Here is a 24073-nt window from a genome sequence, read left to right as displayed (position 1 = left end):
TGCTTTGGCCAAACAACTCCGTCTCGACGTTGCACAGCTAACAGACGTTGGCCGCAGGCGTGAGCACAATGAAGACAATATGGCCTATGTCATCCCTAAGGACCCCCAGGTGATGGCAACGAAAGGCTCACTGTTCATTGTGGCCGATGGCATGGGCGGTCATGCGGCGGGGGAGGTGGCAAGCGAGATTGCCGTAGACACTGTTAGCACGGCATACTATCAGGACGACAGCGATGAGGTTCCGGTCGCCCTGGTCCGCGCTATTAAGCGAGCCAATGCCGCCATTCATCAGCGCGCAGCCGAGAATATGCTGCGCAACGGCATGGGCACAACCTGCGTGGCAGCGGTGCTGCGTGGGAATATGGCCTATATTGCCAATGTAGGCGATAGCCGCGCTTATCTGATCCGCGGCAAGACGGTCAAGCAGATCTCTCAGGATCACTCCTGGGTCGCCGAGCAGGTACGCGCTGGCTTGTTGACTGAGGATCAGGCCCGTACTCACGCGCAGCGCAATGTGATCACTCGCTCGCTGGGCACACAACCCGATGTCGAGATCGATATTTTCACCGAGCCACTGCAGGAGGGGGACTCGCTCGTCCTCTGTACCGATGGCCTCTCCGGCTTGATCACTGAGGATGAACTGCAGGATATCGTCAATCGCTTCGTCCCCCAGGAGAGTGTCTATCACCTGGTGGAGCGCGCCAATGAAAACGGGGGTCCCGACAATATTACGGCGATTGTGATTCGTGTCAACGAGGTAGGGGTCGAACCGCCTCCTCGCCAACGGCGCCCTGTGGCGGTCGGTGGACCCGAGGAGGATACGGCGATTCTGGAGACTTCACTGGCCTCTTCGGCTGGCCAGGCAGGGACGCGCTATGGCAATGGCCACAGTGGTACATTCTCGTTCTCGGCTCGCGCCGTGCCGACGCTGGCGGATGCAGCGCCGCTAGCCGCTCCTGCCTTCCCTGTCTCCAAACGCCGGCGGCGGGGACGGATCTTCTTTCTCAATGTAGCCCTGCTGACGGTGGTCCTCCTGGCGCTGGTTGTCGGGGCTGTCTACTATCTGGTGCTCCGCCAAGGTCCTGATCCCGATCAAGTCCTGGCCCAGGCAACGACTCTGATCAACCGCGCTACAGGTGAGCTGAGCAGCGATCCTGTGCGCGCTCTGCAAGATCTGGCCAGCGCCCAGCAGTCTCTGCGCTCACTTCAGGGCGTGTCGCTCTCAGATGCTCAGCGGACGCAGCTTGCCAGTCTTCAGCGCTCGCTGACCAGCCATGCTGAGGCCGCTCTGACTGCCTACAATAAGCGCTTTGGCATTACTTCCCTCCCCTGTTCCAATACTGGCGTGAGTCCAATCAATACCGGCAGCATTGCCACGCGGGCCCGCAGCCTGGCAATCCTGCAGCAGAAGGGGAAGGCGCTTTTATACGCCTTGGGTGAGGATAGCCAGCTCTACCCACTGATGCAGGTTAATCGTCAATATAGCCTGCAGAATCATCTCAACCTTGATGGAAAGGTGCTCGGCGTGGCCAGTGCCAATGATGGCTCGCAGCTCTATCTGCTCCTGGCTCGCACCAGTCAGAGCCAGGGAGCAGCCTCTGTCAGCTATGAGCTGGCTGCCCTGCAGGCTGGCCAGACGAAGGCCAAAACAGTCCCTATCGATACTGCCTTGACCTCCAACGGTCAGGTCCCGTCGTTAATCGCGGCCTGGGATGGCGATGTTTATGTGGTCTTCTCTTCTAAACAGGCTCCCAACAGTGCCCAGATCGTCGACTTCGATCGTACCAAGCTGACTGCCAAGCAAGCGCCGCTGCCGATCTCGGCCAATGTGGTCAGTATTGCCGCTTTCCCCAACAATCAGCTCTTCCTCTTGCTGGGCGATGGCAGTGTGCAGAGTCTGCAGTACACCTCGGGCAAGGCCCAGGAGCCGGTACCGGTTCCTGTGCAGGTGCAGCGTCCCATTCCCAGCGCTCTCCCGGTCAGCGATCAGGGGTTCACTGCGGCTACTCCTGTTCCTACTGTCACGGTTCCGGCGCAGCAGGGTCCTGTGCCTCTGCTGGCCTCGAACAAGGCCACCCTCTCTGCCGGCCTGGTGAATCATATTCCCCATCTCTATGTGGCCGATAGCGCTGCCCATCGCTTGCTCGCTTTTACGCCGCTCGGCGGCGGCTCAGCTGGTGGCACTTCTGACTCGAATAGTATCTTAGTGCAGCTGACGGGACAATACACCTCCCCAGGCCTGTTTGCCTCCCTGCGCAGCGCTCAGCCTGATCCCTCCAGTGGCACCCTGCTCTATACACTTGCTCAGAATACCGCCTCCCTGCTCAATGTGGTTGCTGTCGACACCAGCTCGTCGGGGAGTTGTGCCTGACCACGAGATGGTGTACACTTGGTGAAAACCATTGCAGAGAGTGGCCAGCAGGGACCGCTGCCTGGGAGGCTTTCTTTCTTTTCCGGGTCGAATGGGCCGAATTGGGCTGTTTCTCGGGTGGCGGTTATCCTCTTGCGTGTGCGTGAATGGCAGTGAAGAAGGAGTCCTGAGCAATCGTGAGTTTCGCCGTACATTATCGTACCCATACCTGTGGAGAGTTGCGTCAAGAGCACTGTGGCCAGCAGGTGCGCCTGGCAGGCTGGGTCAATCGCCGGCGCGATCATGGCGGGCTGATTTTCCTCGACCTGCGCGATCGCTATGGGATCACGCAGGTCGTCTGTGATCCCTCACGCTCAGAGGAAGCGCATCGTGTTGCCAGCGAGCTGCGGGCGGAGTATGTGATCGAGGTCACGGGGACGGTGGCGCCGCGCCTGCCGGGCACGGAAAATCCCCATTTGGAGACGGGGGCTATTGAGGTCGTGGCGACAGCCATCCGCGTCCTGAATCCTTCGCGTGTGCCTCCTTTCTCGATTGCTGACGAGAGCCAGGTTGAGGAGACGCTGCGCTTGAAGTATCGCTATCTTGATCTGCGCCGGTCGAGGATGCGTAGGAATATGATCCTGCGCCATCGCTTGATCAAGGCTATGCGCGATTATCTCGATGAGCGCGGCTTTTTGGAGATTGAGACGCCCATTCTGATCAAGAGCACACCCGAGGGGGCGCGCGATTACCTGGTGCCGAGCCGGCTCTATCCCGGTCACTTCTATGCTTTGCCGCAGTCGCCCCAGCAGCTCAAGCAGCTGTTGATGGTCGCCGGTCTGGACCGCTATTTCCAGATCGCCCGCTGTTTCCGCGATGAGGACCAGCGCTCGGATCGGCAACCGGAGTTTACGCAGCTGGATATCGAGATGGCCTTTGTCGATGAGAACGATGTGATGAATCTCATCGAGGGACTGTTGATTTTTGTAGTCGAGCAGGTGACGCAGAAGCGCATCAAACAGAAGCCGTTCCCGCGCCTCTCCTATGAAGAGGCTCTGGAGCGCTACGGTACTGATCGCCCCGACCTACGCTTTGAGTTGCCGTTGGTGACGATCTCCGACTTGGCGGCTGGCAACTTTGCGGTCTTTCAGCAGGCGCTCACCTCTGGCGGCGCAGTCAAAGGACTTCGCGTCCCCGGAGCGGCAGGCTACAGCCGACGCGAAGTGGAGGAGCTGACAGAGTTTGCTCGCAGCCTGGGAGCTAAAGGCCTGGTCTCGTTGGCCATCAGCCCGACGGGCGAGCTGAAGTCTGCCCTGACTAAATTCTTGCCGGCGGAGCAGCTCCAGGCCATTGTCAGCCGCATGCAGGCCGGCCCGGGTGATCTCCTGCTCTTCGTGGCCGATCGCGTAGAGGTCTGCAATGAGGTGCTCTCTCGCCTGCGCCTGCGCCTGGCAGAGCGTCTAAGGCTGATCGATCCCCAGGAATTGGCCTTCTGTTGGGTCGTTGACTTCCCGCTGCTCAGCTATAACGAGGAGGAGAGACGCTACGAGGCCGAGCATAATCCGTTCTCGGGAATGCGTGAGGAGGATGTGCCTTTGCTGGAGACGGAACCGCTGAAAGTGCGTTCGCGCCAGTACGATATCATTTGTAATGGCTCCGAGATCGGCGGGGGCAGTGTCCGTATTAATGTGGCTTCACTGCTCCATAAGGTCTTCTCGTTGATGAATTATAGCGATGAGCAGATTCGCGACCGCTTCGGCCATATGCTGGAAGCCTTCGAATACGGCGCTCCTCCCCACGGTGGTATTGCCCTGGGCCTGGACCGCCTGGTGATGATTCTCGCCGGCGAGCAGACCATTCGCGAGGTGATCGCTTTCCCCAAGACGCAGAGCGCTCAGGATCTGCTGCTGAACGCTCCTTCACCCGTGGATGAGCAGCAGCTGCGAGAACTCCATCTACAGGTGCGCGCTGTGGAGGAGATCCCCCAGCCTCCTGTCCATAGCTGAAGTGTAGATCCTCTCGCAGTGCATACTGCACAGAGGAACCTGCGGGCAGCCAACCCCGCCCCAAAAAGCCTGGGGTTATCCCTGCCCGCAGGGGCTGCTTCGGCTGGCGTCCCCTATTCAGTCTACTGCTTTTTCTCTATAGACAATTAATTGAAGGTTAATATTTATATGCATCTGAATTTGCTAATATTGTTTAGTAAAATTTGTATCTTTTTCTTGCCCAAAAATTCGCTTGTGAGTTAACGATAGATTTCTCCTTAATACGATTTGGATAGGCAAGTATACTGGAAGTAGATCCCCCCAGATCTAGAGAAAGTTTCAAATCACCCGGATGGGAGGATGGAAGGAGAAGAAGACAATGGCCACAACGAATCAGGGAAACACAACTCGCAATACACAGTCAGGTTCAACGGGATCACTGAGCGTCTTGAGTCGGCAGTCAGGTTCAACCCATCATTCGTCGGTGGGAGTGGGGCCTAAGTTCGTGCCGGCTCTCAGCGAAGATGAGGCCATCGGCCAGGCTCGCTTGCTGAAGGCGCTGGCCGACCCCACGCGCCTGCGCATTCTGAGCCTGTTAAGTCGCTATGAAGGGGAGGTGTGTGTCTTTGAGATTGTGGAGAGCTTCACCTTGGAGCAACCGACTATCTCGCATCATCTCCGTATTTTGCGAGATGCGGGGCTGGTGGATTGCCGTAAAAAGGGCCTCTGGGCTTATTACTATGTGCGTCGCGAGGCCCTTAACCGCGCTCGGGATGTGATCAGCGGCATTGTCTCTTAGCCTGGCCTGGCCTGATCTGGCATGTCTCCTGGCCAGGTGGCTCTATTCTCTATCTGGCTGGGGCTGGTGCTTGGGCTGGAATATGTCTGGTATGCCTGAGGTGCTCTGGATCAGCTCTGGTTGCTTCCTGGTGGGAGGCTTCTTTCCGGCTAGTCAGAGGAGCTGGCGAGCCGTCGCACCTCTAGCGCATGGTCAACAGATAGTTCTCTGTCTGTGGGCCTCTCACCGGTCCTCAACGGTGTCAGGGGAGTGGTAGGAGAGGACCCCTGCTTCTCCCCTCCCTGGTTGACCGGCGCACGCGGTGGAGCGAGGCTCTAGCGCGGGAGGTGGCCCCCACTCTGCCAGGGGATAAGATTGACTGGGGTACGAATACGAAGCAGGCTCAGGCTACCGGTCTAACAGCGCTGCTGGCCTCACCTGGGGGCCTTCGTTGCAGAAGAGGTCGCTCAGCGTCTCCTGTGGAGCTGAGCTTCTTCCCTCTCTTCGCATGGAGCTGCCCCCAAATTCACCGAACTGGCCAATTTCCCCCTTGACAAGGCTCAAAATTTTTTGTATCCTACAAGGCGGAAACGATAAGTGGTAAGTGTGCCTGTAGCTCAGTGGATAGAGCGTTGGCCTGCGGAGCCAAAGGTCAGAGGTTCGAACCCTCTCAGGCACGCCGATCGATAAGCCCTGATCATCGCCAATGATCAGGGCCTTTTTCTTTATCTCTGGCCCGGTTCGGGGCCGGGGCTGACCTTGACGGGCAGTCTGACTGTGAGGTCTCTCTGCGCTGTGTCCTGCCTGGGCGAGTGGCCAGGCAGTCGCCAGGTTGCAGCCCTTTCTCCTCGCTGCTACAATGGAAACCACATGGCTGTGAGGCAGCCGCTACTGCTGAGGATCCCAGCCTCGTGAGGGCTTCGCTCGCGCGACCTTGGTTTCGAGCAGGCAGGGGACCAGCTCATCCGCTGGCCTGCCTCGCATGCCGATGGAGTATTGCCGTGACTCGCAGCTGGTTCTGTCGCTACCTATGCCTTGCTCGCCGGTGCCTTGTCTGGGAGCGTCTCACTGGTTGGCTCCAGGTGCTGGTGCTCTCTGTCTCTACGGACTACCGCCTCTTCAGGTGGCGACGCCAGCTCCTACGCTGGTGGCGGCAAGACCAATCTGTAGGGAGCACTGCTGCAAGCTCAATGGAGAACAAACAAACCTTGCTCTTTGTGCGTCATGGCCAGACTTCCTGGAACGTTGAGCATCGCCTGCCTGGACGCTTACCTGGCATTCCTCTGACCGATCAAGGGCGGCAGCAGGTAGCGCGCCTGGCTGATGCCTTGAGTGTGCTACCGATCAGTGCCATTATCAGCAGTCCGCTGGAGCGGGCGCGTGATACGGCAGAGATTCTGGCTCAGGCTTGGGGTCTGGAGGTCTGGCTGGAGCCTGATTTGATGGATACCGATGTGGGGCACTGGGCTGGTGAGCGTTACGATGAGCTGCTCAAGAAAGATCCCGCCTGGAAGGCGTTTGTGCAAGATCCAACGGTGGCTCCTTCTCCCGACGTTGAGACCTTCCCCCAGGTACAGCAGCGGGCCGTGGCCGCCGTGGAGCGCTGGCGTCAACGCCCCGAGGCAGGCGCCTGGCCGCTCTTTGTGGCTCACGCTGATGTGATCAAGCTGCTCCTGGCTCACTACAGTGGCTTGCCGCCTGTGCGGGCACCCCTGCTGGGGATCGATAATGCCTCGGTGAGTATCGTCGAGCTAGAGGGGGAGTTGCCTCCTCGCCTGGTTGCTGTTGGCTGGACTCCCCGCCCGGGCTGGTTGCGCCCGCCGGGGGCGCATGCTTCTGCCGCCTCTCCTGCTGCCGCGCCAGTGGCGGCTTCGCCAGGTGCTGGCAGCCAGCCTGGGGAAAAGGGTACAATAGAAGGGGAGGCTTAGCGCGCTGTCTAGCTGTTGTCTATGCTGAGAGAGTGCTGGAAGGAAAGAAGCAGCATGTTTGATCCGCGAGATCCTTACGAGCGTTACTGGTGGCATTACGAGTCACGCCGCCCGCTCTCGATTGCGCAGATCATCGCCCTGGGCTCAACGGATGCGGAGACGGTAGCCTTGATCTGGCTCATGCTGGAGCACGGTGCCTCGCTCACGGTGGCTGGACCGACTGATCCTCAGCCTGGCGTTGGCAAGACCACAACCCTTAATGCCCTGCTCCAGTTTCTTCCCGAAGGGACGGCGCTGGCCTATATGTCCGGCATGTATGAGGATTTCTCTTTCACTCGCTTGCCGGAGGTCGATCCCACTCGCACCTATGCTCTTTGCAATGAGGTCAGCGATCATTTGCCGATTTATATGTGGGGGCGGGTGGCCCGCCGCTATCTGAGGCTGCCCTCGCAGGGCTTCCATATCGCTACCAGTGTCCATGCCGATACAATTGATGATGTGATCCGCATGTACCGTCGCGATCTCCGCCTCGAGGTCGAAGATGTTCGTCGTCTGGGCCTGGTGATCAATATGGGCCTGGTAGGGCGCATCTACCCTCCGCGTCGTCGCTGGTTCACCACCCATTATCTGCATCCTGCGGCTCCGTCCGAGCGTCCCGATGAGATCGTCAAGCTGCCTCTTTCCGTCTGGAATCCAGAGAACGATAGCTTTGAGCATGCTGATGCCTGCGTGATCGATGAACTGGCCACGATCGCTGGCTTGCCCTCTCAAGAGTTCAGGGCCGCCTTTAAGCGCCGTGTCGCCTGCCTCCAAGAGATCTCTCAGGGACGCGGTATCGATATGCACGAAATGTTCAATGCTATCGAAAAAGTGCGAAAACAGGAGCGCCAGCTGCGCTCGTGAGCCGGCCTGACCAGAGTCAACAGCCCCAGCGGAAATATCCGAGCTTTGCCCGCGTGTTCTATGTAATGGCTACAGCATGGCGCTGTAGCCATCATGGTACATTGTTGTCTTCCGCCTGTTTTCAGGAGAGGAAAGGAGGGACGCCTGTGTCCGCGCATCTGCTCTCGATGGCAAGCGAAGGGCGCTGGCCCCGCATTTGCAACTCATAACGATTTCAGCCAATTCTTGTGAGGGGAAGGAGTTTGCGCTTTATGAGGCATGCCATTGCCATGCTCTGCGTCCATACGTCTCCGCTGGACATGCCGGGGCAGACGCCGGACGCGGGCGGCATGAATGTCTATATTCGTTCTCTGGCACGCGAGCTTGGTCAGCGCCAGGTTGCTGTTGATATCTTTACCCGTCGCACTGAGGACCATCTTCCTCCGATCGTTCCGCTTGGACCCCGCACGCGAGTCATTCAGGTTGAGGCCGGACCGGTCGCACGCTTGCCGAAGCACGATCTCTATCCCTATCTCCCCCAGTTTTGTGCCGCTGTCGAGGCTTTTCGTCAAGCTGAGGGCCTGAGCTATGATCTGATTCACAGTCACTACTGGCTCTCTGCCTGCGCCGGCCTGGAGCTGGCGAGTCGCTGGCATGTTGCGCATGTGACGATGTTTCACACCCTGGCCCAGGTGAAGCTGCTCAGTGATCCCACCAGTCAGGAGCCTCCCCTGCGCACTGAGATGGAAAAACAGGTCGTGGCCGAAGCCGATCGTATTATTGCCGCGACAGCTGAGGAGCGGCTCCAGCTGATGAATCTTTATGCAGCCTCGCCTGGCCGCATTAGTGTCATTCCCTGTGGCGTTGATCTGCGTCGCTTTGTCCCCCAGGATCGCTTCCAGGCTCGTCAGCGCTACCGCTTGCCGCTGGACCGTCCTTTGCTCCTCTTTGCGGGACGCCTGGACCCTTTCAAAGGGCCTGATCTAGTGCTGCGCGCTTTGGCGCTGATGGAAGAACAGGCTGAGGCCGTCATTGTTGGGGGCAAGCTGCGCGGTGATCGCGAGCTTCAGCAGTTGCGTCGGCTGGCGGCCTCGCTCGGGATGACGGCTCGGGTGCATTTTCTAGGAGCTTTGCCACCGTGCGAGATGCCCTTTGTCTACAGTGCCGCCGATGTAACAGTCGTGCCCTCTTGTAACGAAAGCTTTGGCCTGGCGGCGGTAGAGTCGCTGGCTTGTGGCACCCCGGTGGTAGCGACACGCGTCGGGGGGCTGGCAGCGATCGTGCGCCACGGCGAGACTGGCTATTTGGTGCCCCGTTGCGCGGGCTTCTTCGCTGAGCGCCTGGATTTCATGCTGCGTCATCCTCTCTTACTGGCTCAAATGCGCCGGGCCGCGCGTCCTTCGGTGATGCGCTTTAACTGGCAGCAGATCGCCTCGCAGGTGCTGGATGTCTATGCCGAGCTGCTCAGTGATGCACGCTACCTGCTAGCGCAGTAGGGTGGCCGGGCCGGGCGACTCTTCGCTGACTGGCGCTCTGCCAGGTCGAAGTGGGCGACCGCCAGCCCCCTCCCCCGGCTGTGGCAGATAGAATATGAAAAAAAGGATTGATCTCATGAGGAGGAGCAATGAGTGATGACACGCGCGCGCCTGCGTGACCTGGGAATCACTGTGGGGCATCTCCCGCCGGGTCGCTTCAATGCCATTACCGATGTACCTGGGGTCCTGGTGGGCCACTGTACGTTGATCTATGATGAGCCGCGGGTGGCGCGCACAGGGGTCACAGTGATTGTGCCGCGTGAGGGAAAGATCTGGACGGATCAGGCCTTCGCCGGCTATTTCAGTCTCAATGGTTGTGGCGAGATGACTGGCACGGCCTGGATAGAAGAGGCTGGCCTGCTGCATACACCTATAGCCATCACCAATACCAACGCTGTTGGGGTAGTGCGTGATGCCCTCTGCGCCTTTCCTATGGAGCAACAGGGTGAGGCTGGTCTGGCGGCGGTTTCTTCGTCATGGGCTGGGGCCTTGCCGGTGGTAGGTGAGACCTGGGACGGCTGGCTCAACGATATTGCTGCTTTCCATGTGCGCAAAGAGCATGTCTTTGAGGCGCTGAGGGCGGCCAAGGGGGGAAGCGTTCCCGAAGGGAATGTGGGAGGGGGTACAGGTATGATCTGTCACGAGCTGAAAGGAGGAATCGGGACTGCCTCGCGCCTGGTCAATTTGGACGATGCTCGCTATGTGTTGGGGGCCCTGGTCCAGGCTAACTATGGTGCACGCCATCTGCTCCGCGTCTCCGGTGTACCCGTGGGCCGTGAACTCAGCTATGAGAAGGTCCCTAGCCCCTGGTCTACTCCACCGCCTGCTGCTGGTCGAGAGGGGGCCGGCTCGATCATTGGTATTATTGCCACAGATGCGCCGCTGCTGCCCCTGCAGTGTAAGCGCCTGGCACGCCGCGCCGCTCTTGGTCTGGCACGTGTGGGCAGTATCGCCAGCAATGGCAGCGGAGACCTCTTCCTGGCTTTCGCCACCGGCAACCATCTGCCCGCGGGCCAACTGCGGCCCTACGCTCTGACGATGTTGCCCCATGATCGGCTTGACCTCCTCTTTGAGGCCGCGGTTGAGGCGGTCGAAGAAGCCATTCTTAACGCACTCACCGCGGCTGAAACGCTCAGTGGCTGGCAGGGTCGTACCGCCTATGCTTTGCCTCTGGATGAGCTGCAACGCATCATGGCGCGTTATCGCTAGCGGCCTGCGCTCCGGCACGGCGTCGGGTGTGCGCGAAGGGTCGCAGGTAGCTAGCGAGCCGCGGGTGCAGAGAGCGCAACAGCGCCAGGTCCTCCTGAGTCAGAGGCCGGATCAGGAGCAGGAGCAGGGCTGCCCCTATGAGATAGATAAAGCCTGCCAGAGTGAGCGTCGGGAAATTATGCGGACGCAGCAGCAGCGATGGTGTAGCGGCCAGGGCCAGGGCCAGGAGCAAGCGCAGGGTGTAGCCGAGGGGATAGCGCTCTGGCAGGAGTCGCCAGAGGAAGCCGAGCAGCAAGGCACCGCCGATGATCTGAGCCAGTCCATCGGCGATCAAGGCGCCCGCCGGCCCCCAGCCAGGGATCAGCACGACCCCAAGGATGATGAGCAAGAGCAGGCTGATCCACTGGCCAAGCACTACCTGCCAGGCTTTCCCCACCACATAGAGCGTTGACTGATGGATGCTGGTACCGAGGGTTCGGATGAGGATCTGGAAGATCAGGAAGAGGGCCAGAAGCGGCCCAACTGGCTCGTAGCCTTGATAGAGCAAGTGAGCAATCAGGGAGGCGTTGAAGAAGCTAAAGACCAATACCGGCGCCGCCAGCAGCGTTTCGATCTTGATGAGAGCCTGCCAGGAACGCGCGAGCCGGGCATAGTTCTGGCCAACGAAGGCCGCCGCCAAGGCCGAGCCGGCTACCCCACCGAAGCCGGTCACCATAAGGAGGCTGGCGGTGTGACCAAGCTGGTAGGAGAGGTTAAAATAGCCAATTTCTGCCAGTGGCACGGCGAAACTTCCCAGTAGGATGATTACTGTCTGCTTGAGTAAGGCGCCAGAAACAAGATTGGTGAGCCAGGCCGAAAGCCCAAGACGGATCACTGGCTTGAGCGGCTGATGATAACTCGCTCCGCGTTGAAGCAGGAGCGGCGCTTGCCAAATGAGGAAGGCAGCAGCGCTGGCGAGCGAGACCAGTGCCTGCATCCAGAGCAGACCATCGACACTACCGCCCAGCCGTAGCACCAGGTAGCTCAGAGGAAGTTGCACCAACTGGGACAGGCTGCCAATGACGAAGACGAGGCGCATGCGCATGAAGGAAGCACAGACGGCGGTTTGCAAACTGAAGATGCCGTTGCCGAGGACGTAGAAGGCGATAGGTGTGATATGACGTAGAAGCTGGGGATTGCGCAGCCCGTTGGCCAGATCGCTAGCCCAGGTCCACGAGCTGGGAAGGAGGCTAAAAGGCCAGGCCAGGGCGGGTAGGGCGAAGAGCATTACTCCCATGCACAGAACCAGGGTCAGGCTGCGTAAGAGGAGCAAACGCCGAATCAAGGCCGCTGCAGCCGGCTGCCCATGTTCAGCCAGGACTCTGGGCACATAGGTGGTTGTGGCATCCTCCAGCCCAAAAGCGACAATGTAGGCGATGGTATTAAAGGCCGACATTGCTACCGCGTAGACGCCATAGAGTTCATGACTATTGACAAACGCGCGGGTAATGATGAGCGTCAGAATGAATGAAGAGAGGAAAAACCACAGTCCGTATGCCTGATTGAGCAAATAGCTGATGGGGGTTCGGCGCAGCAAATGGCGCGCTTCGCCCTCAGCTCTACTGTGCTCTGAGCTGATCGCGGAGCTGCTATCGCTGACAGTATTGGCGCTACTTATGCTGGCACTGACCACCTCTGCGAGAGGAGGATGGCTCGGCGGCGGGTCGTCTCGCTGGTCGCCGTCCTGTCTGCCTGGTCCCACCTGCAGCGTTGCCAGTGGCACGGGCTGGTCTGCCGCACTTCGATCGAGTTGAGAAGCCTCGCTGGTGAGCTGACCAGTATAGAAGCGTTTCAATCGTAAAGGGTGAAACCTGGGTCGCTGCATAGCTCGTAGTATACACCTTTAACCAGATTGGTGCAGCTTGAAGATATGTCGCCCTAGCCAACCAATCCCACCCAGCAAGGCGAACAACTCCAGGATGCTGACGTTGGCTGTCACATGGTCCGGTGAGACCAGGTAGAAAGCTCCGATCTTGGAGGTGGCCGCCACTAGAAAGAGACCCAGGCTGAACCAGGCTGGCAGCGAAGCATAGAGCAACGCTCGCTGCCAGGCGCGGCAGAGGAAGCCGATCAGGGTGGGGAGCACATAGAGCAAAGCCGCCACAAGAGGTGCCAGGACTGGGGGGTAGGGGCCATCCAGGGCCGCTGCCGCTGACTGGGGGAGCAGGCGTGTCCAGAGTTGGGCTGGCGCCAGTGCCGTTAACAAGAGCAAGGTCTCAATAACGATCAGACAGATGGCGGTAATATGCCAGCGTTTCTCTTGCTCAGCTGTTGGTACACTTAACCGCAGCATTATGGTGTTCTCTCTTTACAATAGAAGGTCAGTCAAGGACAGAAAGAAGCATCAAAAGAAAGCGTCTCTGCTACTCTGAACGGTTAAGAGAGCTACTGTGGTAAATGCAGCAGCCCCAATTGGTATTTCAGCATCAGAATACGGCGTACAGACTCATCGATTCGTTGAACGCTCAATGTTCCCGTTTGCACTGCTGATTTCAGCGCTTCCAACATGGAGGCCGCTGTCTGCGCTGAGATCGGCCCCATAAGCAGATCGGCCCCGGCCTGGACCGCCATCACTGCCGCCTGGCTTTCGTTGTAGTATGCGCTGATCCCCTCCATCGTCAGGCTGTCGGTGATGACCACGCCCTGGAAGCCGAGCTGCTGGCGGAGAATACCGGTGATCACCTTAGGTGATAGTGAAGAGGGTGTACTGCTGTCGACTGCTTTCACGATCTCATGGGTTACCATGATCGCGTGGACCTGTCCTTTTTGAATTAACGTGCGATACGGTAACCAGTCGTTGGCCTCCAGCTGAGTCAGACTGCGCGTGAGAACAGGTAGCCCACTGTGGGGGTCAACGCTAACATCGCCCAGGCCCGGGAAATGTTTCAGGGTGCCAAAGACCTGGCCACTCTGCTGTAGTCCTTGCAGGTATGCCCCTGCCATGCGTGTCACGACGCTAGGATCGCTGCCGAACGTGCGCGTGTCCAGTTGAGGGTTATAGACGCTAGTCACGTCAACGACAGGGGCAAGATTCAGATTAATCCCGTAAGATGCCAGATCATGAGCGTCCTGTAGACCGGCGGCCCGCGCGCGCTCGGGGTCATTGGTGGCGCCGATCTCGGCGGCTGAGGGGCGAGGACCATCGAGGTTGCGCAGGCGATCGACTAGCCCTCCCTCCTGGTCAATAGCAATGAGGAGAGGAATACCGCTTCCTGCGGTGCGAGCCCCGTTCTGAATCTCTTGAGTCAGCTGCTTCAGTTGAGGAATGCTCATGATATTATTGTTTGCCGTGAAGAGGATCACTGCACCGACATTTTCTTGTGTGATCATCGTGCTGAGATCCAGCGAATAATAAGGGCCAGTGAATTGTACAAAGAGCATTTGCCCCAGCTTCTGGTCAAGAGTCATGGTGCGTAGAATCAGATTGATATAGGCTGCAGGTGTCAGCTGCTGTGAGCTTTGCTCCGTTGCGTGGGCTGACGGCGTAGCGGAGGGCAAAGCCGAACGAATCTGCTGTAAGACGTTGTTAGAGCCAGCTGTTGGACCCCAAAGCATAAAGGCCCAGCCTTGTGGTCCCAGCAGCTGAGCCAGGCTGCTAGTGCTGGCGTTGATTACCAGGATGAGCAGGAGCATGATCAGGCAAAAGGCTTGACCGCGGCTGAGTCGCCTGGCCCGCTCTTCTTCACGCCTGACAGCTGCTTTCAGGGCCGGCAATTGGCGCGTGGGTAGCAAGGCGAGAGCGGCGGCGGCTCGCTCTGCCACGCCGACCCATGTGGGGGGAGGGAAGGCAGGCACGGGAGCAGCAGCGGGTAGTTTGGCAGTTTCGATCTCGGCTAGATGAGACTCTGCCTCTGCCGGTGCCGGAGGCAGGGGTAGCTCGTGCGTTTCCTCCTGGGCGATCTGCTCAGCCCGTTCCTCTTCGCTTTGCTTCGGCTCGGCTCCAGCCGCTTCTGGGGAGGTGAACGGCGCCAGGAGAGGCGCTTGTAGCTTTCTGGCATCGCTCCCGCCGCCAGCTCTCGGGGAGGGGCGAATGGGCGAGGGCCTGCCGGGAATCCTGATCATGGCCAGCTTGACAGTATCCTCCTCATCTTCCTGGCTGATCTCTGGAATCTCTGCTGCTTTGCTCTGGCCGGGTGGTTGCTCTTTCTCCATGTTGGTGATACCTCATCATAGTGCCCTCTGACAGGGACGCACTTCTCTCTTCGCTCTAACAGAGGAGCTTGCTGCTTGCTTTGTTCTGCTGCTATTACCAATGACGTATAGCCTGCCTGCCGGTCCAGGGTCTTTTGTCCGTACTCTGGCCAGGCAGCAGGAAAGTGGAGGCGGAAGCATGGAGGTCTTTCAATAGACTTGTTGACTGGCTGAAAGCAGGCAAGCATCGCGGGCAGCCTCTACTCTGGGTCGATAGCACGTCGCGCGAGCTTGCCCTTCTCTCTGGCTTTGTGTGACACCAGGTTCATAAGTCGTCTCGGTAAGAAGATAGCCTTCCTGTATATCGGCTCTGCACGATTGCTGGTTACCTCCATGTTGACACTTGTTCAAGTCGCCGCTGCTACGCTATACTGTGACTGCTATCAACCGGCAAGTTCTGCGAAAGGTCGCTGGACGGAATGAGAGCGGAACGACATCCACAGGCCCTCGTAAGCGTACAAAAACTGGGAGGCAGGGCTGCAGCTCTGCGACTACTCGCCTGGCCGCTGCTAGCTGGGACTTTGGCCGCCACAGCTGGCTTTGCTGCTGAGCTGGCGCTGTACTGGCTGCAGAGAATGGCCGCTCACTGGCCGCCAGGACGGGGAGATGGCCGTCAGCCCGCCTTGTTACTGTCTTTTGCTTCCTGGCTTCCTTCGCTCTCCTTCGGTGGATGGTGGCCGCTGGCCATTCCTGTAGGGGTCGGCCTCCTTGTCTTTGTGATCACTGGTCTGCTGCGCCGCCCGCTGGCCCTCCGCGCCTATGCCCGAGCCGTGCGTTCCTCCCCGGCAGCTCCGCTGGCTATACTCCCGTTGTCAACTGCCTCTGATATCTATGAAACAGCGCTCGCTTATTATCAGGATATCACTGATCAGAGTGCTCTGCCATATAAACAGGACCTCTCTTTCTCCGCTTTGCTGCAGGAGCCATCTGCTCAGCTGCTACTGCTAGGAACTTCGGGGGCTGGGAAAACTTTTGCCCTCTCCATGCTGCTGAGATCTACTCTCGATGCTTTCCTCCGCAATAGAGGAAAAGATACGAGATTGCCCGTCTATCTCTCTCTAGAGCACTATAGCCTCTATCTTAATAGGCGATCGTCGATCGTATGCGCAGCTGATTCGGAGGTGGAGGAGGGAGGGCAGGGCAGGGGTGGGGTAGTGAAGGCGGATGAGGAGGGCCAAGAGGCAGCCTCTCACAAGCCAGCGCTGGTTGGCCTGCAGCCCGAGGCCACCCTTTTTGACTTCCTCCTGGAGAGCCAGGCCCCAGGTCTGCGCCATCTGCGGCCCTATCTGAGCCAGCTAGCGGAGCGTGGCCAGCTACTGCTCCTCTGCGATGATTTCCATCTGATCGAAGCGGCTTTCCGCGAGGCTATCATCTCTGAGCTGAGCTATCTCATGAGTCAGACGGGTAATCGCCTGGTGGTGAGTGCCTGCGATCTGGCTCATGACGCTCTGCCGCAGTTGGAGCGCTTGTTGACAGAAGGAGAGATGGCCTGTGCTGTCCTTACTCCACTCTCGCCCGTGCTAATCCGTCGCTTCGTTGAGCAGGCGCTGCGGGAGCAGCAGATTGTGACGCGTCGACAGTACACCGCTGGCCAGATTATGCGTGCGCTCGAAGATAGTCGCCTGCGCTATCTGTGTAGTGTGCCGCTCACCCTCTTTAGCTTTCTGGAGATTCTGGATACCCTCGATTTAGGAAATCCTGGGCAGTTCGATAGTCGTGGCCGCCTCCTCGCTCATTTAGTACACCTCTTGCTGATGCGGGAGTTGCGGCAAAAGCGCTGGCGCCGGGGCAAGCACAGTCTGACAGAAGAAGAAGTAGTGGCGCTGCTCCGCCGGCTGGCCTGGGTGCTCTACCTGAGTGGAGCGCGCAATCTCATCGTTCTGCCTGTGGCCCAAGGGCGCCGTCAGAAAACGGTGGCCCGTGTAGCAGCTCTGGCTTTGCCTCGTTGGCTCGAAGAGAATCGCTCGATCCTGTTGCGACAGGGGCTGGTGCTACCAGAGGATCTCCAGGCTCCGCTGGCTGAGCCATCGCTCCTCGAACACCAGCTTAGCTGTCTGGAGGCTGCTGGTCTGCTAGTGCTTGGCGGCGATTGCCTGCGCTTCCGTCATCTCTGGCTGGTAGAGTACCTGGTGGCCTCTGTCTTGCTAGAGGCTGATCAGGAGGCAGGCCAGGGAGTGGAGGGACGGCAGGCAGTCCTCGCACTCTGCTGTAGTGATGCTGCGCGCTGGGCGGGTCCAGTCGCGCTGTGGGCGGGCATTATCGATGAGCCTCTCGATCTGGCGGAGCGCTTTGCTGGCTTGGGAGAAGCGCATCCCTCCTCTGCCGTGGCTGCTGGAGCTTTGGCGCTTATCTGTGTCGGTGTCGCCTGGAGTCCCCCGCGTTCAATGGCCGACGAGCCGCTGAGCCTGCCACCTCGCCTCTTACGCTTGCTCAGTGGCATCCTGCGTGATCCAGCAGGTGTTGAGCAGCTCTCTCGTCTAATTGGGCGGTTCGCCGCGGAAGGCACTCTGGAGATCTATCAGGGATTGTTGCCGACCGTGATGGTACCTGGCATTGAAAACCTGCTGCGGCTCTGCGACCAGAAGTTGCTGTTGGATCGCTTCTTCGATTATCTCTACGAGGTCATCGACCTGCCTGCCTATGATGGCCAGGTCCGGCGTCTCATCCCCGTTTTAGGGCGCCTGGGTGAAGGAGTAATTCCCTATGCTGCTGAATTGCTGCAGCCAGCATCTGATCATTCGTTACGCTTGCGGGCGGCAGCGGTGCGTATCCTCGCTCGCTGTGATGCGCCGCAAGCCGTAGACCCTCTACTTGATTGCCTTGCCGATAGCGAGCAGGTGATCGTCGAGGGGGCGCTCAAAGCGCTGATTCGCCTCGGTCCCGCGCGAGCCTTGGAGCCACTGCTCGATGCCTTAGAGCAGTATCTGCCCAGTGGCACGGCAGCGCGTCAGGTGCAGCGGGCCATTCTAGTGGTACTTGACTATTTTCTCAGCGAGAGCGATGCGCAACGTGCGCTTTCTGAGGAACAGCGTAAGCGAGTTCTCGCTGCGGTCTGCCCTCTCCTGTCTGGGCAGCAGCCACCCGAGGTACAGCGTGCGGCGCGTGATCTGCTGACTCGTCAGTTGCAGAGGGAGCCGCAGCCCGAGAGTGTTCAGCTTCTCATCCAGGCTCTGGCCAGCGCAGACGAGCTGCTGGTGCGCAATGCTATTCGTGTCCTGCAGCAGGGAGATGCGCGCCTGACGCCTTTGCTCCTGAAGCAGTTAGAAAGCCAGAGCACTGATGTCGTACGGGCCCGCCTGGTCGAGGTACTCGGCGGCATCCGCGACCTGCAGGCTTTGCCCCTGCTGCTCAAGCTTCTGGCCGATACTTCGTCCCTGGTGCGCCAGCAAGTAGGGATCGCTTTGCAGCACGCCTACGTGCCCGAGAGTATTCCGGGCCTGATCGAGCTGGTGCTACATAGCAAAGAAGAGCAGGTAGCCAGTCTGGCGGCGCGTATCCTCAGCGGGATGGGCGAAGAGGTGTTGGAGCCGATTTTGCAAGCTTTACCGCAGATTGTCCCTGGTCGTACCCAGCTGCTGATCCAGGTACTGGAAGAGTTAGATGATCCGCGCGTGATCCCGGCGCTGATCGGCCTCCTGCAGGAGGCGCGAAGCGAGCCGCTGCTGACGGTAGCTATTATCCGGGCCTTGGCGCGCTTCGCCGATGGGCAGGTGGTGCCGCCGCTGATCAGTCTGCTGGACAGCAAGGAGACGCTCGTCTATGAGGAGGCTATTCTGGCGCTGAGCCGCCTGCGTGAGGTGGCTCTCTCTGATCTCCTGGATGCACTGGATGTCGAGCCGGAGTGTGAAACCGTAGTGGCGACGCGGGTGAGGCGGGCAATTCTTGGCATGGAGCCGTTTCCTGGTGAGCAGCTCATCGCTGTCCTGACCCACGGAAGCGAGGCCCAGGTCCAGCAGGTAGCGAAGATCTTCCAGGAGCGGGGGGCCGAGGCCGCGCTGCTGCTTGTCCAGCAGCTCTTCCACCCCGATGCACGCACTCGCAGCTATGTCCGCCAGATTCTCGATGGTATGGCCGGGCAGGTCCTGGTGCCTGCTCTCCTTGAAGTGCTGAATCGCCCGGCCTGGCGCCCGGTACTGGCAGAGTATCTGGTACGCTATCCTGCTGAGGCCGTGCCTCCGCTCATCAATCTGCTGGGTGATCCCGAGCGTGGTGATGCCGCGGTCTCGATCCTGCTGCTCTTTGGGTCAGAGATTCTCTCGGCCATCATTCCGGGTCTGGCTCAGGAGGATGAGCTGGCACGGCGGCGGGCGCAGCAATTAGTGATCTCGCTCGTGCGCCAACAGCCGGAAGCTGTCGAGCAGGTGGTTCAGCTCTTTGGTCCCTCGTTGCCGCCACGCGCCTATGAGAGCCTGGTGGCGATCCTGGCTGGCGATCTCGCCGATCTGGCTGTTCCCGCTCTCCTGGACGGCCTGGGCGATGCCTATCTCCTCGGAGGGGTCTCAGACGTGCTTGCCCGCCTGGCCCGACGCCGTCTCACACCTGCTGGACGCGAGGCGCTGGCGGGGCTGGTGGCGGCTCTCCGCTCGGAGGAGCGGCGGCATGGGGCCGAGATTACCCTGGTCGAGTTGGGTGATCTGGCGGTTGCTCCGGTAGGCGAGCTAATCACCGATCCTGACCCCCAGGTGGCGCGTGCCGCTCGGCGTATTCTGCGCGATATTGGTACGCCAGCCCTCCCCTTTATCTGGGCTGCCTGTAGCGATCTGGCTAATCGTCAGCGGCGTGAAGCGGCCCTTGAGATCTTCCGCAGTATGCCGACGCTTGTCATTAAGGATGAGCTTCTGGCTCACCTGGCCAGCCGGACAGTTCAGGAAAGCGCAATGGCGGCAACGCTCTTGCAGGAGCGTATCCATGATGAAGCGAACAGTGCTGATCCTTCTCGTCAAGAGATGGTTCCGGCCTTGCTGGAATATGTCCAGCATCCCCAGAGCGATGAACGGCTCTGCCGCCGCATTCTGGCTCTGCTGCTGCTCATGGGAGGGGAGTATATCGTCCAGCATCTGGTGCAGGCCCTCTATGCGCATTCGGAGCGTCAGGAACTCTTGATGCGTTGCTTTCTCTTCTTGGGCCGAGAGGGCGAGACAGCCCTGTGGGAGATGTATCATGATCCTGAGACCCCGCCGGATCTGGCCAATCTAGTGGTCAGTATGCTGGGCATGCTGCGGGCCTATCCTGAGATCAGCGAACTGGCTCTGAGTCTCAGTCAGTATGGCCTCACTCTCAATAAGGAACGCCTCCAGAGTCCCGATCAGCTGGAGATTTCTCTGCGGGCCCTTGGCGGCCTTCTGGCTGGAGGCCATTGGAATGTCGAGGCCCTGGAGGAGCTGCGCCAGCGTTTGAAGGAAGGCAGTGCAGAGCGCGATCTGGTGGAGGTGCTGCTGGGTTGGCGCTATGGGGCCTACATTACTCGCCTGGAAAACGATTTGCAGAGTGTTGAGCAGGCCCACAAGGAGAATATGCGCAATTTGACGATGCAGCTTCTGCAGGCTCGTAGCCAATTGAGCGATATGGAACATGAGCGCGAAAATCTCGAAGAATCGCTTAAGAAAGCACAGCAAGAGCTGGAGGTGACGCGGCAAGAGTTGACTCGTGTAACACAGGAATATCAGCGCCTGCAACAGGAGCAGGGGGCCAGGAGCGAGGAGCTAGAGCAGGCTCAGCAGACCGTTCAGCGTCTCCAGGAACGCTTGAATGTAGTCACACAGGAGAAGCGCCTGTTACAGGACCAGATCAATCAATTACATGCCCACAATGCTCAGCTTGTTGAGCAGATCAATCTGCTTCAAGGGGCGGAAAATCCCTGAGTACGCGCAGCAGACTGTCAGTCATTGCTGCTGATAGGTGGAACGAACAGGTAAAGCCTGGCTGGGGCGCCCCTGGAGCGGGCCGGGCCGGGCCGGACCAGCTCCATCCTGCTGCTGAGAGGCGCGAAGAGGGCTGAGGCGCTGTGGATAAGGCAGGTGGCGATGGCCGGCCTGGCCGAGAAGGCTGGCCTGGTTGGTTAGACCTCGTGCTCGGCTTCCAGGTGACGCCGGCAGTGTTGACTGTAGAGTGCATAGTCCCAGTCCAGGTACGCTTTAGGCAGCATATCCTCGGGCGACCATTCCTGCTGCTGCCCATATTTCCCCTGATATTCTTTGAGTGTCTCACCGACGTACTCGAAGGTGATCTGGCAGATGCGGAAGCCGACGGGAACGACAATGGTCGTCATGGTATGGTTGCTGATCTCCATTGTCCAGCGGCTGATATAGCCTACGTCGCCCACACCGGCGCAGCGGCAGACCGAGAGGCCCGAGCGAGCGACTGTGCTGCGTGCGTACATTTTCCCCAGATAGCCATTGCGACCACCGATGATCTCTTGCGTATGGGCGAGAATGGTTGTCCCTGGGCGAATGGCTATCTGGCCATTCTTGGCGCGACGTGGCTCGCCCCAGTAGCGTCGGATCTCCTCCGGGTTGTCTAGATGGAGGATCTCAACGTTCGCATCGCCCTGAAAGTACCACTCACCCAGACGGCAATCATAGGAGTTGGTTCCGAGCTGGCGCTCGTCGAAAGGTTCAATAACAATGTTGCCGCGTGCAAGCTCCTCTTTGATACGCTTATCTGATAGCAGCATAGATGATCATTTCCTCCGCGCTGGATGAACTGGCTCTACGGACCACCGCCATGATCTGTCTCCTGGCCTGGACTGGTCAGGAGCTGGCGGAAAGGGAGAGCGATGATGTAGCTGCTATGGTATCACATCTGAGCCATTTTGTCTGCGCGCCTGGCTGTCTGGCTCCGGCCTCTGTGGCTGGGTGCACGGGCCAGACTCTCGCTGCTGGGCACAGAGCGCTTGCCAGATGGCTTCAATCAGCTGCTCCCTGGCCTGCGCCTCCGCCAGGACCTGGGAGGTGAGAGGGAAGAAGGCGCGGTCCCGGCTATGGCGCTTGATCCAGCGACTGATGATCATAATCTGGTCGATCTCCGCCTGTCCCACTGTGGCGGGGGGGGCCGGCAGGGCCGCGGCCCTGGCGAGTAAATGGCCCAGCGTCTGGCGCATGGCGTGCTCCTCGTGAGGAACCCGTTGGAGTTCAAGCAGGCGACCATGACGGATCAGAAAGATCTCGTTGTAGCCCTCCCAGGCTGAGGGATAGGCGATAAGCAGATTATTGGCGGCAACGGCGCTGCTGATCAGGCGCTGACTGAGGAGGACTTCCTCAGCGCTCTGGAGCATGTCGCGCAGGCGGGCGGCCCGCTCGTAGTGCAGGGCCTGGGCGGCTTCCTCCATCTGGCGACGCACGTGGACCAGCAGCTCGGGACGCTTCCCCTCCAGGAAGGCGCAGACCTCCTCGATCATCTGTCGGTAGGAAACTGGATCGGCCTGACCGCTGCAGGGGGCCAGGCAGCGACCCAGATGGTAGCGAAGACATGGCGCGCTGGGCGCGCCTGCTGGTGGCAAGGGACGGGCACAGGTCGCCAATGGAAAAAGGCGCTCAAGCAGCTCCAACGTCAAAGCCAGACTGCGCTCGCTGCGAAAGGGTCCAAAATAGCAGGCCCCGTCGGCCCCTGGCTCGCGGGTAATGCCAAAGCGCGGGAAAGGCTGGTGTACGTCGACCTTGAGAAAAGGATAGCGCTCGTAATCGCGCAGCTGGATGTTATAAGGAGGCTGTAGCTCCTTGATCAGCTGGGACTCGACGAGCAGCGCCTCTAGCTCGGAGCCGAGAGGACGTGTCTCGATGGCCTGCACTTGTGGGAGCAGACCATCGATTCTCGGCCTGATGCCTGGTCGGTGACGATAGTAGGAGGCCAGGCGCGCCTTTAAACAGCGAGCCTTACCGACATAGAGCACGTGGCCCGCTCCGTCTTTCATCAAGTAAACACCAGGCTGCGCGGGAAAGGTACGTCGCCAGGCGGGATTGAGCCAAAGCGTGCCTGAGAGCGGTGACCAGACGGCGGGGTCAGGTCTCCGCCTAGCCGAGTGCCTTCCTGCCTGCTGCAACTCAGCGCGCTGTGCTGGCTGGTCAGGAACGCTGAGGGACCGGGTCAGCCCTGTGTTCAGCTCTTCCTGCCCATCTGAAACAGGCTGCAGATATTGCAGAAGCTGCCCGTAGGTCGTTAGACCCTTCTGACGGGCCAGCTGCAGCAGCTTGATAAAGACCATTGCAATTGCCTCGGCATCTGCCAGCGCCCGATGGGGAGTCGTCAGTGGAACCTGCAGTCGGCGAGCCAGGGCCGCCAGGCCGCAGCAGCGCTGATCAGGCAGGAGACGGCGAGCCAGAGTCAGCACATCGATCCCTGCCACGGGCAGCCGCGCATTGAGGGGAGCCGTCTCGTAGGCGAGGAAATGTAGATCGAAACCCAGGTTGTGCCCGACCAGGATGGCGCCAGTGCAGAAACGTAGCAGCTCAGGCAGGACCAGCTCGATCGTAGGCGCTGCCGCCAGACTTTGCTCATCGATACCAGTTAATCGTACAATAGCGGCGGGTACTGGCTGCTCAGGATTCACCAGGCTGTGGAACCGTCCACGCAGCAGCTCGCCTCGTAGGCGCCAGGCTCCAAGCTCAATGATGCGGTCGCGTCCCGGTCTCAGGCCGGTGGTCTCGATATCCAGGACGACAAAGTCAAGATGCTCTAGTTCTCGTTGCCAGAGTCTCCAGATGGCTGGTTGCCAACGTCCTGCAGGATCACGCGCAAAAAGATCCGAGCTTGCCAGCAGCCGAGCGAGCGACTGGCGTGAGGGAAGCTCTAAGGCCAACTGTCTCCTCTCCCGCAGCCCTTGAAGGAGCCTCTCCTCGTCCAGCGGCTCCCCTGCTGCCTGGAGCAGAGCGTAGATCTCTCGTAAAATGTGGCCAGAGCCGGCTACTGGCTCTGGCTCCTCAGCATAGTGCAATGATAGCCTCGACCTTGACATGGGGCGCTGCTGGTGACCGGCCTCTTTTCAGATAGCCTTGAGGGCAGCAGAGCGGATAATAGCGGGCGCTGCTCTCACATCCTGCCGATACCAAGAGGATAGCACGAGGTATCTGGCCTGACAAGAGCATGGGCCAGCAGGCGCCAGCACCTCTAGATAGCGCTCCTCTTCCGCTTGCGCATGGGTCTGTATCCTGTCTGGCCTGGTCTGGCCCGCCGCAGCCAGC

The 24073-nt window shown here is 59.6% G+C and carries 13 protein-coding genes and 1 tRNA gene; 9 read left to right on the top strand and 5 right to left on the bottom strand.

Translation table 11 applies throughout. The annotated features are described in order from the left end of the window. Nucleotides 1-4: 4 nt before the first annotated feature. The 8 genes from KTAU_RS02715 to KTAU_RS02680 all read left to right on the top strand — a co-directional run bounded on the left by KTAU_RS02715 (nt 5) and on the right by KTAU_RS02680 (nt 10667). Nucleotides 5-2371, top strand: coding sequence for a Stp1/IreP family PP2C-type Ser/Thr phosphatase (locus KTAU_RS02715; RefSeq protein WP_151726908.1), 2367 nt, complete (start codon nt 5-7; stop codon nt 2369-2371). 176 nt (nt 2372-2547) lie between these two features. Further along, on the top strand, nt 2548-4356 hold the full coding sequence (aspS, locus tag KTAU_RS02710) for an aspartate--tRNA ligase (protein ID WP_151726907.1): 1809 nt from the start codon (nt 2548-2550) through the stop codon (nt 4354-4356). Nucleotides 4357-4714: 358 nt separating this feature from the next. Beyond that, nucleotides 4715-5134, top strand: a complete 420-nt coding sequence (locus tag KTAU_RS02705) for an ArsR/SmtB family transcription factor (protein ID WP_151726906.1) — start codon at nt 4715-4717, stop codon at nt 5132-5134. Between the two features lie 585 nt (nt 5135-5719). After that, nucleotides 5720-5792 (top strand) — tRNA-Arg (locus KTAU_RS02700). A 511-nt stretch (nt 5793-6303) separates the two neighbouring features. Further along, the gene (locus KTAU_RS02695) at nt 6304-7041 is read left to right on the top strand and encodes a histidine phosphatase family protein (protein ID WP_151726905.1); all 738 of its coding nucleotides are present in this window, start codon (nt 6304-6306) and stop codon (nt 7039-7041) included. Nucleotides 7042-7095: 54 nt separating this feature from the next. Further along, nucleotides 7096-7944: a hypothetical protein gene (locus KTAU_RS02690; protein ID WP_151726904.1), complete on the top strand. Its 849-nt coding sequence runs from the start codon at nt 7096-7098 to the stop codon at nt 7942-7944. Nucleotides 7945-8195: 251 nt separating this feature from the next. Continuing rightward, entirely contained in the window at nt 8196-9419 is a 1224-nt protein-coding gene (locus KTAU_RS02685) for a glycosyltransferase (RefSeq protein ID WP_151726903.1), read from the top strand. Nucleotides 9420-9554: 135 nt separating this feature from the next. Further along, the gene (locus KTAU_RS02680; RefSeq protein WP_151726902.1) at nt 9555-10667 is read left to right on the top strand and encodes a DmpA family aminopeptidase; all 1113 of its coding nucleotides are present in this window, start codon (nt 9555-9557) and stop codon (nt 10665-10667) included. On the opposite strand, the gene KTAU_RS02675 is transcribed toward KTAU_RS02680, so the two are convergent. The 3 genes from KTAU_RS02675 to KTAU_RS02665 all read right to left on the bottom strand — a co-directional run bounded on the left by KTAU_RS02675 (nt 10648) and on the right by KTAU_RS02665 (nt 14858). Next, the gene (locus KTAU_RS02675) at nt 10648-12531 is read right to left on the bottom strand and encodes a lipopolysaccharide biosynthesis protein (RefSeq protein WP_151726901.1); all 1884 of its coding nucleotides are present in this window, start codon (nt 12529-12531) and stop codon (nt 10648-10650) included. The two genes, KTAU_RS02680 and KTAU_RS02675, sit on opposite strands and share 20 nt — an antisense overlap. 18 nt (nt 12532-12549) lie before the next feature. Continuing rightward, complete coding sequence (locus KTAU_RS02670) at nt 12550-12999, bottom strand: hypothetical protein (protein ID WP_151726900.1); 450 nt, start codon at nt 12997-12999, stop codon at nt 12550-12552. A gap of 92 nt (nt 13000-13091) precedes the next feature. Beyond that, a complete protein-coding gene (locus KTAU_RS02665; RefSeq protein WP_151726899.1) occupies nt 13092-14858 on the bottom strand; it encodes a glycoside hydrolase family 3 protein in 1767 nt (588 codons plus the stop codon). A 458-nt stretch (nt 14859-15316) separates the two neighbouring features. Here KTAU_RS02665 and KTAU_RS02660 point away from each other — a divergent pair, with 458 nt between their 5' ends. Continuing rightward, nucleotides 15317-20758 carry a HEAT repeat domain-containing protein gene (locus KTAU_RS02660; protein WP_151726898.1) on the top strand — a complete coding sequence of 1814 codons (5442 nt, stop codon included), beginning with the start codon at nt 15317-15319 and terminating at the stop codon, nt 20756-20758. A 197-nt stretch (nt 20759-20955) separates the two neighbouring features. Here KTAU_RS02660 and dcd read toward each other — a convergent pair whose 3' ends face one another. Next, entirely contained in the window at nt 20956-21570 is a 615-nt protein-coding gene (dcd, locus tag KTAU_RS02655; protein ID WP_151726897.1) for a dCTP deaminase, read from the bottom strand. A gap of 114 nt (nt 21571-21684) precedes the next feature. Continuing rightward, nucleotides 21685-23847, bottom strand: a complete 2163-nt coding sequence (locus KTAU_RS02650) for an exonuclease domain-containing protein (RefSeq protein ID WP_151726896.1) — start codon at nt 23845-23847, stop codon at nt 21685-21687. Nucleotides 23848-24073: the final 226 nt, after the last annotated feature.

Origin of the sequence: Thermogemmatispora aurantia (genome assembly GCF_008974285.1) — a bacterium.
Taxonomy (GTDB): Bacteria; Chloroflexota; Ktedonobacteria; order Ktedonobacterales; family Ktedonobacteraceae; genus Thermogemmatispora; species Thermogemmatispora aurantia.
The sequence above is the reverse complement of the archived record's forward strand: the minus strand, read 5'-3'. Positions and strand labels throughout refer to the sequence as shown.

What these genes read in the sequence shown, in the direction of transcription:
- KTAU_RS02705 (WP_151726906.1), top strand. Translation starts at nt 4,715, where the DNA reads ATGGCCACAACGAATCAGGGAAACACAACTCGCAATACACAGTCAGGT.
- KTAU_RS02695 (WP_151726905.1), top strand. Translation starts at nt 6,304, where the DNA reads ATGGAGAACAAACAAACCTTGCTCTTTGTGCGTCATGGCCAGACTTCC.
- KTAU_RS02690 (WP_151726904.1), top strand. Translation starts at nt 7,096, where the DNA reads ATGTTTGATCCGCGAGATCCTTACGAGCGTTACTGGTGGCATTACGAG.
- KTAU_RS02685 (WP_151726903.1), top strand. Translation starts at nt 8,196, where the DNA reads ATGAGGCATGCCATTGCCATGCTCTGCGTCCATACGTCTCCGCTGGAC.
- KTAU_RS02680 (WP_151726902.1), top strand. Translation starts at nt 9,555, where the DNA reads ATGACACGCGCGCGCCTGCGTGACCTGGGAATCACTGTGGGGCATCTC.
- KTAU_RS02675 (WP_151726901.1), bottom strand. Translation starts at nt 12,531, where the DNA reads ATGCAGCGACCCAGGTTTCACCCTTTACGATTGAAACGCTTCTATACT.
- KTAU_RS02670 (WP_151726900.1), bottom strand. Translation starts at nt 12,999, where the DNA reads ATGCTGCGGTTAAGTGTACCAACAGCTGAGCAAGAGAAACGCTGGCAT.
- KTAU_RS02665 (WP_151726899.1), bottom strand. Translation starts at nt 14,858, where the DNA reads ATGGAGAAAGAGCAACCACCCGGCCAGAGCAAAGCAGCAGAGATTCCA.
- KTAU_RS02660 (WP_151726898.1), top strand. Translation starts at nt 15,317, where the DNA reads ATGAGAGCGGAACGACATCCACAGGCCCTCGTAAGCGTACAAAAACTG.
- dcd (WP_151726897.1), bottom strand. Translation starts at nt 21,570, where the DNA reads ATGCTGCTATCAGATAAGCGTATCAAAGAGGAGCTTGCACGCGGCAAC.
- KTAU_RS02650 (WP_151726896.1), bottom strand. Translation starts at nt 23,847, where the DNA reads ATGTCAAGGTCGAGGCTATCATTGCACTATGCTGAGGAGCCAGAGCCA.